Here is a 12,424-nt window from a genome sequence, read left to right on the forward strand (position 1 = left end):
CAGAGTCCAGGGCGGTCAAAGACCCGCCTCGCGCGCCGTGCAAGCAGCCCGGGCAAGGGGGCGGGAGTTGATCCAGCGCAAAGTCTGCCGCGAATTCGCGTCCTAGTCTTGGGCATCGCCCTTACTCCGGGAAGCGTCATGAAGACCCAATTGATCGTCATCGCCAATGCCGCATCGGCACGCATCTTTCGCCGAGACACCGCCAAGTCGCCGCTCGTGCCAGTCGAAACCCTCGCACACGATGCAAGCCGGCTGCACGCCAGGGAACTCGAGCCGGACCGTCCCGGCAGCCAGGCCGCCGACAACAGCCGGGGCCTCAACCATTTCGAGCCGCGCAGCGACGCACGGCGCAAGGAGCACCAGCGCTTCGCGAAGGAAATCGCCCAGCGGCTGGAGGCGGGCCTGAAGGTCGGCGAGTACGCCTCCCTCACGCTTTTCGCCTCGAACCCTTTCATGGGCGAACTGAAGGCGCAGCTGAGCGAAGCGGTCACCCAGCGGCTCAAGGCCACGCTGAACAACGACCTGTGCCACGTGGGCATCGCGGAACTCGAAAGCCGCATCTCGGGCTCGTGGTCCGCAGTGCTCTGACGCCATGGACTCCTTCAGCCTGAACTGAACTTCAGCAACAGCATGGAGCCATCCTTGGATGCAGTCCCACCCGAGCCGTCACCGCTGACGCGTGGCGCCCCGCACTGGCTCGCGAAGATCGAAAGCGCCCCTGCGCAGGAGACGAATCGGGTACCGGCGAATTCATGGCCGGGCTTCCTGACCGGCCAGCCTGGGAAGCCGGTGCGGGTGCTGGTGATCGACGAAGACGCCGATGCGCGGCGTGCAATCGCCCGCGAACTGGCCACAGACGCGCGCGTGCGTATCGTCGGCGAAGCGGGCAGCCTGCAGGAAGGCAAGCGCCTTCTGACACAGCATGAATTCGACGTGCTCATCATCGATGTCCGGCTCGGCGGCGGCAAGGGATTCGAACTTATCGAGAGCGCCCGACGCCATTGCAGTTCGGTCGAAGTCATCGTGCACTCGGCACTGGAAGACGAGGTTCATGTGCGCCGGGCGTTCACCGCGGGTGCATGGGGTTATCTCGTCAAGAACTCCTGGTTCCAGGATTTCGCGCAAGCGGTGCTGCAGGTCGTCAATGGCGGCGCGGCGGTGTCGCCGAGCGTGATCCGGCACCTGCTGATGCGACTTGGAAATGCTCCCCTTGCACTGCGGGAAGCCGAAGGTGGCCCCCGCGGAGTTCTCTCGGCGCGGGAACGCGAGGTGCTCCGGCTCGTTGCCGAAGGCCACGTCACAGGGGACATCGCCCGCCATCTTTCGATCAGCGGGCGGACGGTCTGCGCCCACATGAAAAATATCTGCCTCAAGCTGCAGGTGCGCACGCGTGCGCATGCGGTGATCGCGGCCGCCAACCAGGGGCTGCTGTAGCCGCGCGCGTCAGTGCTCCACGAGCATATCGGCCCATCGGCCGCTTTGCACGGAGATGGTCGAGAGCGTCACGCTTTCCTTCGCGTCGCGGCTGCCTTGCGACCAGCATGCTGCCGGCGTGCGGACGGTGCCGCGGCCAATGCCCCGTGCAGGGTGCGCAAGGCGTCGTTCACCACGGCCCGCCGGGATGGTGTGGCCTCGATGGCTACCGGTGGCGTGTGGGAAACATCGTTCGTGTCCGAGCGCCGGAACGCATGCATCGGCGCCATGGCCAACGCCCGCCAGTCCTCGGCCCGCGTGACGGCATCCGTCTCGGCGCGGGTCAGTGCGATGCCGTCCTGCAGGATGCGCGATCCGATCGTCTCGAACATTTCGAGCGAGTGCAGCCAGATGCCGTACTGCGCCTTGCACAGCGCCAGCGGAAAAGTGAAGTCGGAGTTCATGTGTGTCCTCTTGCCCCGATGGGGCGTTCACACGAATGCTGACGCCGCACCGCCCTGCCAGGCTTGCGCGGGATCAAAGGCCGCACAAGATCGCACATCCTTTATCGCTGGACGCTACGGCCGACGGCACGGCTGCAAAGAGAGCCGCAAACGAGGCTTGCGTGCTACGCTCCCCTTCGATTCAGGATGTTTACAACATTCGTGCTCTATTTCCTTTCCCTTGTATGAAACCTGCCTCCCACATCGCGGTGCTCGACGACGAGGTTGACATCACGCTGCTACTGGCCAATTACCTGCAGGGGCACGGTTTCCGTGTCACCCAGGTCCACAACGGCCGGGCCCTCATGGCGCTGATGGACACCGATCCCGCAGACCTCGTACTGCTCGATCTCGGCCTGCCCGGCGAAGACGGCTTCACCATTGCGCGCCACGTGCGCGAGAGCTGGCGCTGCGGCCTCGTCATCGTCACCGGCCGGGGCGATGCTGTGGACAAGGTCGTGGGACTTGAGGTTGGGGCCGACGACTACGTGACCAAGCCCTTCGACCTGCGCGAGCTGGTGGCGCGCGTGAAGGCGGTGCTGCGCCGGCTCACGCCCGAGACACCCGCGTCCCCGGCGCCCGTTGCAGCCTCTCCCGACAAGCTGAGCTTCGCCGGCTGGCAGCTCGACACCGCCGCGCGCAGCCTCAGGAACCCGCAAGGCGAGCAAGTGCCGCTGACCGGCGGCGAGTTCGACCTGCTGCAGGCCTTTGCCCGCCATCCCGGCCGCGTGCTGTCGCGCGACTTCCTGCTCGAGCAGACACGCGGACGCGAAGCCGCCCCCTTCGACCGCACGATCGACGTACAGGTCGGCCGGCTGCGCAAGAAGATCGAGGCGGATGCGGACGACCCGCAGCTCATCAAGTCGGTGCGAGGCGCAGGCTACATCCTGGTGCCGCCGGTTTCCCATGGCTGACGCTGCACGCAACCCGCCTTTCCTGCTCGACGTGCCCATCCAGGGCTTGCCGTCGGGCATCGAGGAAGGCAGCGTGTTCCGCTCGCTCTTCATCGCCTACCCCGATTCGCTGCTGCTGGTGGACCAGTCCGGCAGCATCATGCTGGCCAACCCCTCGGCAGCCGCGCTGCTGGGCTATGCGGTGGAAGAACTGGTGGGCCTGAACGTCGACGTGCTGGTGCCCGACAGCATCCGCCCGCGCCATGCCTCCTACCGCGAGGCCTATGGCCGCTCCCCCCGCCCGCGCCCCATGGGCACGCAGATGGAGCTGGTGGCCAAGCGAAAGGATGGCAGCGAGGTCATGGTCGAGATCGCGCTCAGCCCGCTGCAGAACCATGGCCTGCCCTTCGTCGTGGCCGCCATCCGTGACATCGGCGCCTACCCGCGCGTGAAGCAGGCACTGCAACGCGCCCGCTACAGCGAGCACCTGGCCCAACTGGGGCGCCTGGCAGTCGACACGCGCGATCTGCAGGTGGTGCTCGAGCATGTGCCGGAAATCATCACAACGGCCTTGCAAGTCGAGGTCGCGATGGTGTGGCTGCTCGACAGCAACGGCCTCGAGTTTCGCGTAGTCAGCGGCATCGGCCTGATCGCCGGTGAAGAGATAGGTTCGCGCATTGCCAACCGCCCCGACACCCCGCCGGGTTTCGTGCTCTCCCAAGGCCGGCCGGTCGTGGTGCCGGACTATGGCAAGGAACATCGCTTCGCCGTGCCCCAGGCTTACCTCGACGCCGGGCTGGTCAGCGCACTCGCGGTGCCGCTGTCCGACCGGGGGCGGGTAATCGGCATGCTGTCGGTGCGCTCGAAGGAGTCCAAGCGCTTCGGCGACGAAGAAGTGCGCTTTCTCGAGTCGCTTTCCAGCCTGCTTGCCACCAGCCTGCAGCGCGTGCAGACCGAGGAGGCGCTCAACCATGCGCAGCGGCTCGAAAGCGTCGGCCAGCTCACGGGCGGCATCGCGCACGATTTCAACAACCTGCTGACCGTCATCCAGGGCAACCTCCAGGTTCTGGAAGAACTGCCCGCACTTGCTCAGGACAGTTACGCCCAGCAGTTGCTGGGCGCCGCCACACGCGCCACGCGACGGGGCGCCGAACTCACCGGCAAGCTGCTGGCGTTTTCCCGCCGGCAGATGCTGCAGCCGATCGCCGTCGACACGCATGCGCTGCTGCACTCCCTGGCCGACATGCTGCGGCGCACGCTGGACCAGCGCATTCGCATCGAAATCGACACCGCGCCTGGTTGTCCGCCTGTGGTGGCAGACGCGGGGCAGCTGGAATCGGCGCTGCTCAACATTGCGATCAATGCGCGTGACGCCATGCCCGAAGGCGGCACGCTGCGGTTTCGCACCGAGCTGTGCGGTGCGTTGCCGGAGGCGCTGCGCAGCGAACGCAACGACCCGAACAGCAACGCCGCGGCGCGCTTCGTCGCAATTTCCATCGCTGACAGCGGCACGGGCATGTCCGAGGAGGTGAAGGAGCGCGCCTTCGAGCCCTTCTTCACCACCAAGGACGCCGGCCGCGGCACCGGGCTTGGCCTGAGCACGGTGCACGGCTTCGTAAACCAGTCCCGGGGCGCGGTCGCGATCGACAGCAAGGCGGGCCGGGGCACTACCGTGACGCTCTACCTGCCGCAACAGGAAGAAGCCGGACCGCCAGCCACCGAGGACGAACGTGCCGACGAAACGATTCCGCCCGGACTGCGTGTGATGCTGGTCGAGGACGACGCGGAGGTGCGCAAGGTGGTGCACACCTTCCTTGCCACGCTGGGCTGCGATGTCGTCACGGCCGCCACGGCCGAGCAGGCGTTGTCGGCGCTGGACGCAGGCGCCGGGCCTTTCGACCTGCTGCTGAGCGACATCGCCCTGGGCGCCGGCATGCGAGGCACGCGGCTGGCCATCGAGGTGCAGCAGCGCTTTCCCCGGCTGGCGGTGTTGCTGATGTCGGGCTTCTCGTCCGAGTTGCTGGATGCCGACCGAGAAGTGCCGCAGAGCTGGGAACTGCTGCGCAAACCCTACTCGCGCTCCGAACTTGCGCGGGCCATGGCAAAGGTGCTGGCCGGCCACGCCTGAACGCGCGGCTGCGACCCTTACTGGAGCATTGCGGGTGCAGGTGCCAGGCAGCGCTGCACGAAGGCCGACAGCGCGCCGACGTCGGGAATCTGCACATCGCGGCGCCCCTTGGTGGCAAACCCGATGACGTTGTCGCGCGCCAGCCGCGACAGCGCGCGGCTCACGCTCTCGAGCGTCATGCCCAGGTAGTTGCCGATCTCGGCGCGCGTCATGCGCAGCGTGATCTCGTCGGTGCGCATGCCGCGCTCGGCCAGCGTCTCCGCCCAGTAGCGCAGGAAGTCGGCCACGCGGGCGTCGGCCGGCAGTGTGCAGACGGACATCAACGAGTCCCGGTCGTGCGAGATCTCCCGGCTCATGGCGGTGTGCAGAACTTGCAGCAAGCCGGGATGCGTGACGCAGGCGGCCAGCAGGGCCTCGTACGACACAACCCAGATCTCGCCGGTATCCATGGCCACCGCATCGCATGAATAGCGGCTGCCCGCGATGCCGTCGAAGCCGAGCCAGTCACCGCGGAACTTGAGACCCACCACCTGCTCGCGCCCATCGGCCGAGAGATTCACGATCTTGAAGAAGCCCGAATTCAGGATGTAGAGATTGCCGAAGCGCTCGCCCGCCTGGTAGATCGTGTCACCCGTGTGCACCACACGGCGCTGCGGCTTGAGTTGCTCGGCAAGCAGCTTCAGCGTATCGCCGGTGCTCCGGTCCGCGCACTCCCGGCCGATGGTCGGCAGGACCGGTGTGGTCTTCGAGGAAGTGGCGGTATTGAGCATCTGGACTCCTTGGTGAACTGTCGCGTGTCGATGGATGGATGCTAGGAAGCCCTCGGCAACGCAATGACAACGGTCGGAATCGGTGGGTAACGCTCGGTGAATGAAGTGTGTCCGGCGTGTAGCAACGGCATTCGGCGTGCTGCAAGTCGCACGAGGCCCGCTCCGTGCTTTGACCTGCATCAAGTCCGGGACCGTTGGCGTCCCTAACCTTGGCGAGTCACACATTGACCATTGCCATGCCCCTTTCCAACAACGCCCGCAGTCCCGAGGCCGAGCCGCAGCTCTCTCCACTGAACGTGGCGAGCCTGCTGTGCCACGCGCGCATCCTCCAGCGCGCCTCGCTGGACGGGACCACCCGCCAGCTGCTGCGCGGCAAGAACCTGGGGCTGCTGTGCGAAACGCAGCCCGACGAGGCTCAGGCGCTGTTCCGTCGCGCCGCGGAGGCGTTGGGCGCCCACGTAGCCGTCATGCGCTCGAGCCTGTCGTCCGCGAGTACGCCGCAGGAAGTGCAGCACACCGCCCGCATGCTCGGCCGCCTCTACGAGGCCGTGGAGTGCCAGGGCCTAGAGCCCGTGCTCGTTCAACAGATCGGCCAGCATGCCGGGATTCCGGTCTTCGATGGTGCCGCCATGCGAGGCCATCCGGCCGAGCAACTGGCCGGGCTTCTCGGAGACAAGACCCCGCTGGCCGACAACCGGTGCTTCGTGCTCCAGGCCCTGCTGCTGGACGCCATCGCCTGAGCTGCCGGGCCCGAGGCAACTGCCCTTCCATTCATTCACCGCAAGGAATCCTCATGAAGACCGATACCCAATTGCGCAACGACATCCAGGCCGAGCTGACCTGGGCGCCCGAGGTCAAGACCTCCGACGTCGGCGTGATTGTCAAGGACGGCGTGGTCACCCTCACAGGCCACCTCGCCAGCCACGCCGAGAAGTACGCCGTCGAGCGCGCCGTGCAACGCGTGCATGGCGTCAAGGCGCTGGCCGTCGAATTGACCGTGAAGCTGCCCTTCGACAACCAGCGCACCGATGCCGACATAGCCATGGCGGTCGAATGCGCACTCGACTGGAACGCGCTCGTTCCCGACGACAAGATCCAGCCCCTGGTGGAAAACGGCTGGATCACGCTGGCTGGCGAAGTCGAGTGGGGATATCAGCGCAGCGCCGCCGAAAGCGCAGTGCGCGACCTGATGGGGGTGACCGGCGTGTCGAACCTCGTGAAAGTCAAGGCGAAGGTGAGCCCTGCCGACGTCGAGAAGAAGATTCACGACGCGCTTTCGCGCCAGGCCGACCGCGAAGCCCGCAAGCTTGCCATCACGGTCAACGGCTCGCAGGTCACGCTGCGCGGCACGGTCCATTCCTGGACCGACCGCGATGCGGTGCAGGGTGCCGCATGGGCCACGCCAGGCGTCACAGTGGTGGTGAACGACCTGCTGGTGGACGCCTGAGGCGGCAACGCCCGGGCTGTCTTTTGAGCGAGTCCTGCCGTGAATGCCGCACTGCCGCCACTCGAACTGGAGCAACGCAACATCCCCGGGCCCGGCTCCGGGGGAACAGGCTATCGCGCAGGCGCGCAATTCGCGTAGCTGCGGGCAGTCAAGCGCATTACAGCCTCCCCTGCGCACTGACGCCCCGGTGGCCTCAGTGCGACATCAGCACGGGCAGAGTCATCCACTGGAGCATGGACAGCGTGGCGCCGCCCATCACCCATTCGCGCGCCCGGCTGTGGCCGTAGCAGCCCATCACCAGCAGGTCCGAGCCCAGGTCGGCAGCGAAGGACAGCAGCTTGTTGCCGATATCGTCTTCCTTGTCGCCGCCGGGATGCAGCGTGATGTTCTGGACGTCCTGCATCCGCAGGTAGTTCTGCAGGCGCTGCAGCGACGCCTCTGCATCCTCGCCGTAGGCCACGACATGCACCCGGGCTGCCTTTCGCAGCCATGGCAGCGCGGCGGTCACGGCGCGCGCGGACTCGGGGGTTTCCTTCCACGCCACCAGCACGTTGCGGCCGACGGAACCGACCGGTCCCGCATACGGCAGCACCAGCGCCGGCCGACCGCTCTGCACCAGCACGCTGGGCAGGAAATCGCCGGGGAGCTCGCCGTCCATCGGGTCGTTCCGGTCGCGTTGGCCGAGGACCATCAGGTCGGTGTAGAGCGCACGCCGCGCGAATCCCCACGGACCGTCGCTCTCCGGCTCGGCCCAGTGCAGGCGCTGGGAGCCTGCGCTGTGCTCCATGAAGGTGGCGTGCATCGCGCCGCGCGCGTCCTTGTCGATCTCCTGCATGATCGCGACGGCCTCCGCGGCAGCCTCGATGGCGAACGGGTAGCGCATGAGCGCGGACAGGGTGCACGGCTGGCCGGTCACCTCGGCATCGAAAGTCTCTGCGAGCTGGCGCGCCAGCTTGATGCGCTCCACCGTACGGGCCGAGCCGTCGAGGTGAAGCAGGATGGATTTGGGGGTCTGCATGAGGGCTCCTTGGACTGACGGGCTTTGGACGGGGCGACCTTAGGCCTGCTCGAATCGCACAGCCTTGCGCTGAATCAATCGCCCGCGAACTTCCACGCGACAGCGCCGATGCTTGATCGAGCGCAAGGCCGGGCCGGGCGCGCAGGCCTAGCCTCGGACCTCGTCTTCGCATCACGGCACCACTCCATGAACTCTTTCCAACAGGCCTGCATCGTCGGCAGCGGCATCGGCGCGCTTTCCGCGGCCGTGCTGCTGATCCGCGACGCCGGCATGCCCGGATCGCACATCCGCATCCTCGAGGAGGGTCCGACACCCGGTGGCGCTCTCGATGGCAGCGGCAATGCCATCCAGGGATACGTGACGCGCGGCGGGCGCATGTTCACTGACGAAACCTATACCTGCCTGTGGAACGTGCTGCAGAGCATTCCCTCGCCCGGCGCGCCGAACCGCACGGTGCGCGACGAGATTCAGGCCTTCAATGCACTGTGGCGCTCCGATGCGCACGCCCGGCTGATCGACCGCCATCGCCGCATCCTGAACGCCAGCGACCTGGGTTTCAACTTCCAGGACCGCGTGGAGCTTATGCGCCTGCTGGCCACGCCCGAGCGGGTGCTGGGCAGGCAGCGCATCGAGGAATGCTTTTCCACCCACTTTCTCGACACTCATTTCTGGGCCATGTGGCGCACGACCTTCGCATTCCAGAACTGGCACAGCGCCGTCGAGCTGAAGCGCTACATGCTGCGCTTCCTGCAGGAGCTGCCGCGCATCCACACGCTGGGCGGCGTGCGACGCACCGAGTTCAACCAGTACGACACCATCGTGCGCCCCATGGTGAGGTGGCTGCTGGATCGCGGGGTCCGGTTCGACTACGGCATGCGCGTGGTCGACGCGGACTTTGCCGCCGGTGCAGACGGCCTGCGGCTCGAGACGCTGCATTGCGTCAGGGAAGGCCGGCCCCTGGCATACCGCCTCGGCATGGGGGAATGTGCCTTCATCACCATCGGCTCCATGACTGCCGACTCGCGCAACGGCAACGACCACCAGGCGCCGGAACTGGTGCGTGACCAGAGCGACGGGGCCTGGACCCTGTGGCGCAACATGGCGCGCAAGGTACAGGGCCTCGGCAAGCCGGAAACCTTCTGCGGCAACGTGGACGAGAGCAAGTGGGAGTCGTTCACGCTCACGATGCGCAGCCCCTTGCTGATCCAGCGCATCCAGGCACTCTCAGGCAATCCGCCCGGCACCGGCGGGCTCATGACCTTCAAGGATTCGAGCTGGCTGATGTCGATCGTGGTGCCGCACGCGCCGCACTTCGAGGGCCAGCCCGAGGGGGTCTACACGCTGTGGGGCTACGGGCTGCTTATCGACACCCAGGGCAACCACGTCGACAAGACGATGGCACAGGCTGGTGGCCAGGAAATTCTCACGGAACTGATGCATCACCTGGGCTTCGAGGACATCCTCGAGGAAGTGCGGCGCACCACGACCGTGGTGCCGGTGATGATGCCCTACATCACCAGCGAGTTCGCATGTCGCAGCGCATCGGACCGCCCGCCCGTCATACCGGCCGGCGCGAAGAACTTCGCCCTGCTGGGCCAGTACGTGGAGATTCCGGAGGATGTGGTCTTCACGGTCGAGTACTCGGTGCGCGGCGCGATGCACGGGGTGTACGGACTCACGGGCCTGGGCCTCGAGGTGCCGCCCATCTACCACGGCATCGCCGATCCGAAGGTGGCGCTCGCGAGCCTGCGCACATTGATGGGTTGACGCGCGAAGCTTGATCCATCTCAACACCCACCGCTGGTCGGGCGCGCAAGATTCCTCTTCAGCCACCCAAGGAGACAGTCGCGTGCCTTTCCTGTCGAAGAATGTCGGAATCCTCGACCGGGCGCTGAGCTACGGACATGACTGCATGGAGGCGCTGCGATGTGCATGACCCTGCTCAGGAAACTCGCCACAGCGAAGCTGCCTTGCACCGAGGCCGCCCTGGCGACGATCGACAGGCTGCGCGTGCTCGAAGCCGCCGGGCACGTCAAGGTGCGGATTCCTCCTGCCCACGTGGACTGCGACGACTGCCTGCGCCAGGACGCGGCCACGGTATTCGAGATCACGCTCCGGGGATGGAAGGCGCTTGCCGCCGATGCGCCCGAAGAGGAAGCACCGTTGCGTCGCGGGTAGATGAAGCTATCGGATGCTGGAGGCGAACCATCGAAAGATGTTCTGCCGGCTCTCCGAGCTACCTCCAGTCCGCACGAAGAGGAAGCCGGTTTTCGCGTTGCCCAGCCAGTCGACTGGAATGCCTGCGGTTCGCAGAGCCTCGATTTCATCTCGCGCGTTCATGCCGAGCGGCAGTTTCAAGGTGATGGTCGCGCTGTGGATGGTCCGCCTTTTCGTCATTCGCTTCCCTTGCGTATTCCTGGAGATCCGGTCGAACCATTCCCCTACGCAGGACCGGCAGCCAGGAGCCTTGCGCGCACCATGCCTTCGCGCAAGGCACGGGCAACATCGGCGGACATGCCGTTCCTTGAATCGAAGGTGGTTGCCTCGCCTGCACCCGATCTCGCGACGACGGCAGCCTGCGCGCCACCCGGCGTCTCCACCACTTGCTGCAGGTACAGATCGAAGCGCCCATGAAAGCCGAGAGGGAGCAATTCACCATGCTCCCGCAGGACGGCTTGCCGATAACGCGGCCCGGGGAAGAAAGCGGACTTCCAGCGAATGCTCGCACCCGTGTCATCGATGGAGGTCACGCGAGCTCCAACGAAGACCGCACCATCGGCGAACATGCTGAATTTTCCGAGCGCCTCGAAGTACTGGAACTGACGGTCGATACGCTCCTGAACCCGGCCGATCGTGTACTCGATCGGTTTCGGCGCAAACGGCGCCTGGCAGGCGGCCCTTATACGCGCACCGAGCGTTGTGCCCACGGCGACTTCACTGGGCGGAGTCACACGCAGATCGTGGAACATTGCCGTCATGGCCTGCGCGCAGCGGCAGCCGATGGCGGGCCGATCTTCGCAAGCACGTATGAAGCACTGGCCGATGCAGCGGAAAGAGCGGCGTGCAAGTGGATGTGCGTTGGCTTGCTCTCGCAGGAAGGGAATGCAGCAGCCATTCGACGGCCGTTCTCCGTGATCTGGAACATCGTCGCCATGATCACTTTGCCCCCGGTGGAAGGCGTCGAGTCCACACGCAGATCCGCGCGCACGAGACCACCAAGAACCAGAACCTTGATCTCCTCGATTTCATCGAGCGAGAAGGTTCTCGCCGGCAATGCCCCTTCGACCAGGCGATGCAGCAACAGCATGGGCATGGGACTCCCCCCAAAACCGCCAGCGATGGACTGATTGTTACGCGGGCTGACAGTTAGATCATCCTAAGACTGCGAAAGCTTTAAAACCAGGATAGAAATTTCGTCGAACAGGTACAAAACTATCAAGCTGCCGGAATGCCCTCTGGCTTGACGATGGAAGAGCTATCATCGATTTTCTTTCTATCTGAAACAGCGCCTACCCTAGGGCTGTGAATAGCCGTCAACTAATTCGCGAAGGACGCAAGCGCCTCCAGATGAGCGAGCAGCAATTTGCTGATGCGCTGGGGGTGAGCCGTGGCGCAGTACAGCAATGGGAAAAACAAGGCGGCACAGCTCCCAAGCGCGCCAACCAGGCGCGTGTGGCCAAGCTGCTTGGAATTTCCGTTGCGGAACTTGTCTCGGGTGTGTCGGCGGGTGCGCGGGGAGTCGACGTGCGCGCTGAGGTTCCCCTGGTGTCCGAGGTCGAGGCAGGCAACTACACCGTCATCGACAACTTCAAGCCGACGACGCAATTCGACACCATCCCGGTGAGCGTGCCGGTCAAGAAGCACACCTACGCACTGCGGGTGCATGGCGACAGCATGGTCAGCGAGGCCGGCGACTCGTTTCCCGCCGGGTCCATCCTGATCGTGGAGCCGGAGATGGAGGCGGTGCCCGGCGACTATGTCATCGCGCTGAACGAGGCCAGCGAGACCACGTTCAAGCAACTCGTGAAAGACGGCGGAGACCTGTATCTCAAGCCGTTGAACAGCCGTTACCCCATCAAGCCGCTCGGCGATGCCCAGGTCATCGGCGTGGTGCGCGAGTTCACCAAGCGTTTTCGATAGCCGTCGCGAAAAACGCACGATGGCGTAGATAGATTTTCTACGCAGAGATACATTTTTCATCCTGACGCAGCAACGGCCTGAATTGCCCGAACAAGGCACGGGGGCTGCGGCG

General features: G+C 65.4%; 15 protein-coding genes. 9 read left to right on the forward strand and 6 right to left on the reverse strand.

Annotated features, from left to right (window positions below):
* The first annotated feature begins 138 nt into the window (after positions 1–138).
* Both BMW87_RS03805 and BMW87_RS03810 read left to right on the forward strand, forming a co-directional pair.
* A complete protein-coding gene (locus BMW87_RS03805) occupies positions 139–588 on the forward strand; it encodes a host attachment protein (protein WP_093074270.1) in 450 nt (149 codons plus the stop codon).
* Positions 589–630: 42 nt separating this feature from the next.
* Positions 631–1,434 carry a response regulator gene (locus tag BMW87_RS03810; RefSeq protein WP_093074272.1) on the forward strand — a complete coding sequence of 268 codons (804 nt, stop codon included), beginning with the start codon at positions 631–633 and terminating at the stop codon, positions 1,432–1,434.
* A 68-nt stretch (positions 1,435–1,502) separates the two neighbouring features.
* Here the strand turns inward: BMW87_RS03810 and BMW87_RS03815 are convergent, their stop codons facing one another.
* The gene (locus BMW87_RS03815; protein ID WP_093074274.1) at positions 1,503–1,877 is read right to left on the reverse strand and encodes a hypothetical protein; all 375 of its coding nucleotides are present in this window, start codon (positions 1,875–1,877) and stop codon (positions 1,503–1,505) included.
* Positions 1,878–2,101: 224 nt separating this feature from the next.
* Here BMW87_RS03815 and BMW87_RS03820 point away from each other — a divergent pair, with 224 nt between their 5' ends.
* Together BMW87_RS03820 and BMW87_RS03825 are read left to right on the forward strand one after the other, a co-directional pair.
* Positions 2,102–2,830, forward strand: coding sequence for a winged helix-turn-helix domain-containing protein (locus BMW87_RS03820; protein ID WP_093074276.1), 729 nt, complete (start codon positions 2,102–2,104; stop codon positions 2,828–2,830).
* Positions 2,823–4,937 carry a PAS domain S-box protein gene (locus BMW87_RS03825; RefSeq protein WP_093074278.1) on the forward strand — a complete coding sequence of 705 codons (2,115 nt, stop codon included), beginning with the start codon at positions 2,823–2,825 and terminating at the stop codon, positions 4,935–4,937. The genes BMW87_RS03820 and BMW87_RS03825 overlap by 8 nt, the downstream gene beginning before the upstream one ends.
* Positions 4,938–4,954: 17 nt before the next feature.
* Here the strand turns inward: BMW87_RS03825 and BMW87_RS03830 are convergent, their stop codons facing one another.
* On the reverse strand, positions 4,955–5,707 hold the full coding sequence (locus BMW87_RS03830) for a Crp/Fnr family transcriptional regulator (RefSeq protein WP_093074280.1): 753 nt from the start codon (positions 5,705–5,707) through the stop codon (positions 4,955–4,957).
* 236 nt (positions 5,708–5,943) lie between these two features.
* Between BMW87_RS03830 and BMW87_RS03835 the strand changes: the two genes are divergently transcribed.
* Both BMW87_RS03835 and BMW87_RS03840 read left to right on the forward strand, forming a co-directional pair.
* Positions 5,944–6,447, forward strand: a complete 504-nt coding sequence (locus BMW87_RS03835; protein ID WP_093060163.1) for a Rossmann-fold NAD(P)-binding domain-containing protein — start codon at positions 5,944–5,946, stop codon at positions 6,445–6,447.
* A 53-nt stretch (positions 6,448–6,500) separates the two neighbouring features.
* Entirely contained in the window at positions 6,501–7,154 is a 654-nt protein-coding gene (locus BMW87_RS03840; RefSeq protein ID WP_093074282.1) for a BON domain-containing protein, read from the forward strand.
* A 193-nt stretch (positions 7,155–7,347) separates the two neighbouring features.
* Here BMW87_RS03840 and BMW87_RS03845 read toward each other — a convergent pair whose 3' ends face one another.
* Positions 7,348–8,172 (reverse strand): universal stress protein, encoded by an 825-nt coding sequence (locus tag BMW87_RS03845; RefSeq protein WP_093074284.1) that lies wholly within the window; start codon positions 8,170–8,172, stop codon positions 7,348–7,350.
* 186 nt (positions 8,173–8,358) lie between these two features.
* Between BMW87_RS03845 and BMW87_RS03850 the strand changes: the two genes are divergently transcribed.
* Both BMW87_RS03850 and BMW87_RS03855 read left to right on the forward strand, forming a co-directional pair.
* Positions 8,359–9,939: an oleate hydratase gene (locus BMW87_RS03850; RefSeq protein WP_093074286.1), complete on the forward strand. Its 1,581-nt coding sequence runs from the start codon at positions 8,359–8,361 to the stop codon at positions 9,937–9,939.
* 159 nt (positions 9,940–10,098) lie between these two features.
* Entirely contained in the window at positions 10,099–10,350 is a 252-nt protein-coding gene (locus BMW87_RS03855; RefSeq protein ID WP_093074288.1) for a hypothetical protein, read from the forward strand.
* Between the two features lie 6 nt (positions 10,351–10,356).
* On the opposite strand, the gene BMW87_RS35325 is transcribed toward BMW87_RS03855, so the two are convergent.
* The 3 genes from BMW87_RS35325 to BMW87_RS03870 form a co-directional block, all read right to left on the reverse strand.
* A complete protein-coding gene (locus tag BMW87_RS35325; protein ID WP_256216638.1) occupies positions 10,357–10,530 on the reverse strand; it encodes a hypothetical protein in 174 nt (57 codons plus the stop codon).
* Positions 10,531–10,613: 83 nt separating this feature from the next.
* Positions 10,614–11,141: a hypothetical protein gene (locus BMW87_RS03865; protein ID WP_093074292.1), complete on the reverse strand. Its 528-nt coding sequence runs from the start codon at positions 11,139–11,141 to the stop codon at positions 10,614–10,616.
* Between the two features lie 5 nt (positions 11,142–11,146).
* Entirely contained in the window at positions 11,147–11,479 is a 333-nt protein-coding gene (locus BMW87_RS03870) for a hypothetical protein (RefSeq protein WP_143042647.1), read from the reverse strand.
* Between the two features lie 215 nt (positions 11,480–11,694).
* On the opposite strand from BMW87_RS03870, the gene BMW87_RS03875 reads away from it, so the two are divergent.
* A complete protein-coding gene (locus BMW87_RS03875; RefSeq protein WP_256216640.1) occupies positions 11,695–12,312 on the forward strand; it encodes a LexA family protein in 618 nt (205 codons plus the stop codon).
* Positions 12,313–12,424: the final 112 nt, after the last annotated feature.

The sequence above is a fragment of the Variovorax sp. OV084 genome (genome assembly GCF_900111625.1).
Lineage (GTDB): Bacteria > Pseudomonadota > Gammaproteobacteria > Burkholderiales > Burkholderiaceae_C > Variovorax.

Coding starts and splice junctions, on each gene's coding strand:
- BMW87_RS03805 (WP_093074270.1), top strand. CDS start 139: ATGAAGACCCAATTGATCGTCATCGCCAATGCCGCATCGGCACGCATC.
- BMW87_RS03810 (WP_093074272.1), top strand. CDS start 631: ATGGAGCCATCCTTGGATGCAGTCCCACCCGAGCCGTCACCGCTGACG.
- BMW87_RS03815 (WP_093074274.1), bottom strand. CDS start 1,877: ATGAACTCCGACTTCACTTTTCCGCTGGCGCTGTGCAAGGCGCAGTAC.
- BMW87_RS03820 (WP_093074276.1), top strand. CDS start 2,102: ATGAAACCTGCCTCCCACATCGCGGTGCTCGACGACGAGGTTGACATC.
- BMW87_RS03825 (WP_093074278.1), top strand. CDS start 2,823: ATGGCTGACGCTGCACGCAACCCGCCTTTCCTGCTCGACGTGCCCATC.
- BMW87_RS03830 (WP_093074280.1), bottom strand. CDS start 5,707: ATGCTCAATACCGCCACTTCCTCGAAGACCACACCGGTCCTGCCGACC.
- BMW87_RS03835 (WP_093060163.1), top strand. CDS start 5,944: ATGCCCCTTTCCAACAACGCCCGCAGTCCCGAGGCCGAGCCGCAGCTC.
- BMW87_RS03840 (WP_093074282.1), top strand. CDS start 6,501: ATGAAGACCGATACCCAATTGCGCAACGACATCCAGGCCGAGCTGACC.
- BMW87_RS03845 (WP_093074284.1), bottom strand. CDS start 8,172: ATGCAGACCCCCAAATCCATCCTGCTTCACCTCGACGGCTCGGCCCGT.
- BMW87_RS03850 (WP_093074286.1), top strand. CDS start 8,359: ATGAACTCTTTCCAACAGGCCTGCATCGTCGGCAGCGGCATCGGCGCG.
- BMW87_RS03855 (WP_093074288.1), top strand. CDS start 10,099: ATGTGCATGACCCTGCTCAGGAAACTCGCCACAGCGAAGCTGCCTTGC.
- BMW87_RS03865 (WP_093074292.1), bottom strand. CDS start 11,141: ATGTTCCACGATCTGCGTGTGACTCCGCCCAGTGAAGTCGCCGTGGGC.
- BMW87_RS03870 (WP_143042647.1), bottom strand. CDS start 11,479: ATGCTGTTGCTGCATCGCCTGGTCGAAGGGGCATTGCCGGCGAGAACC.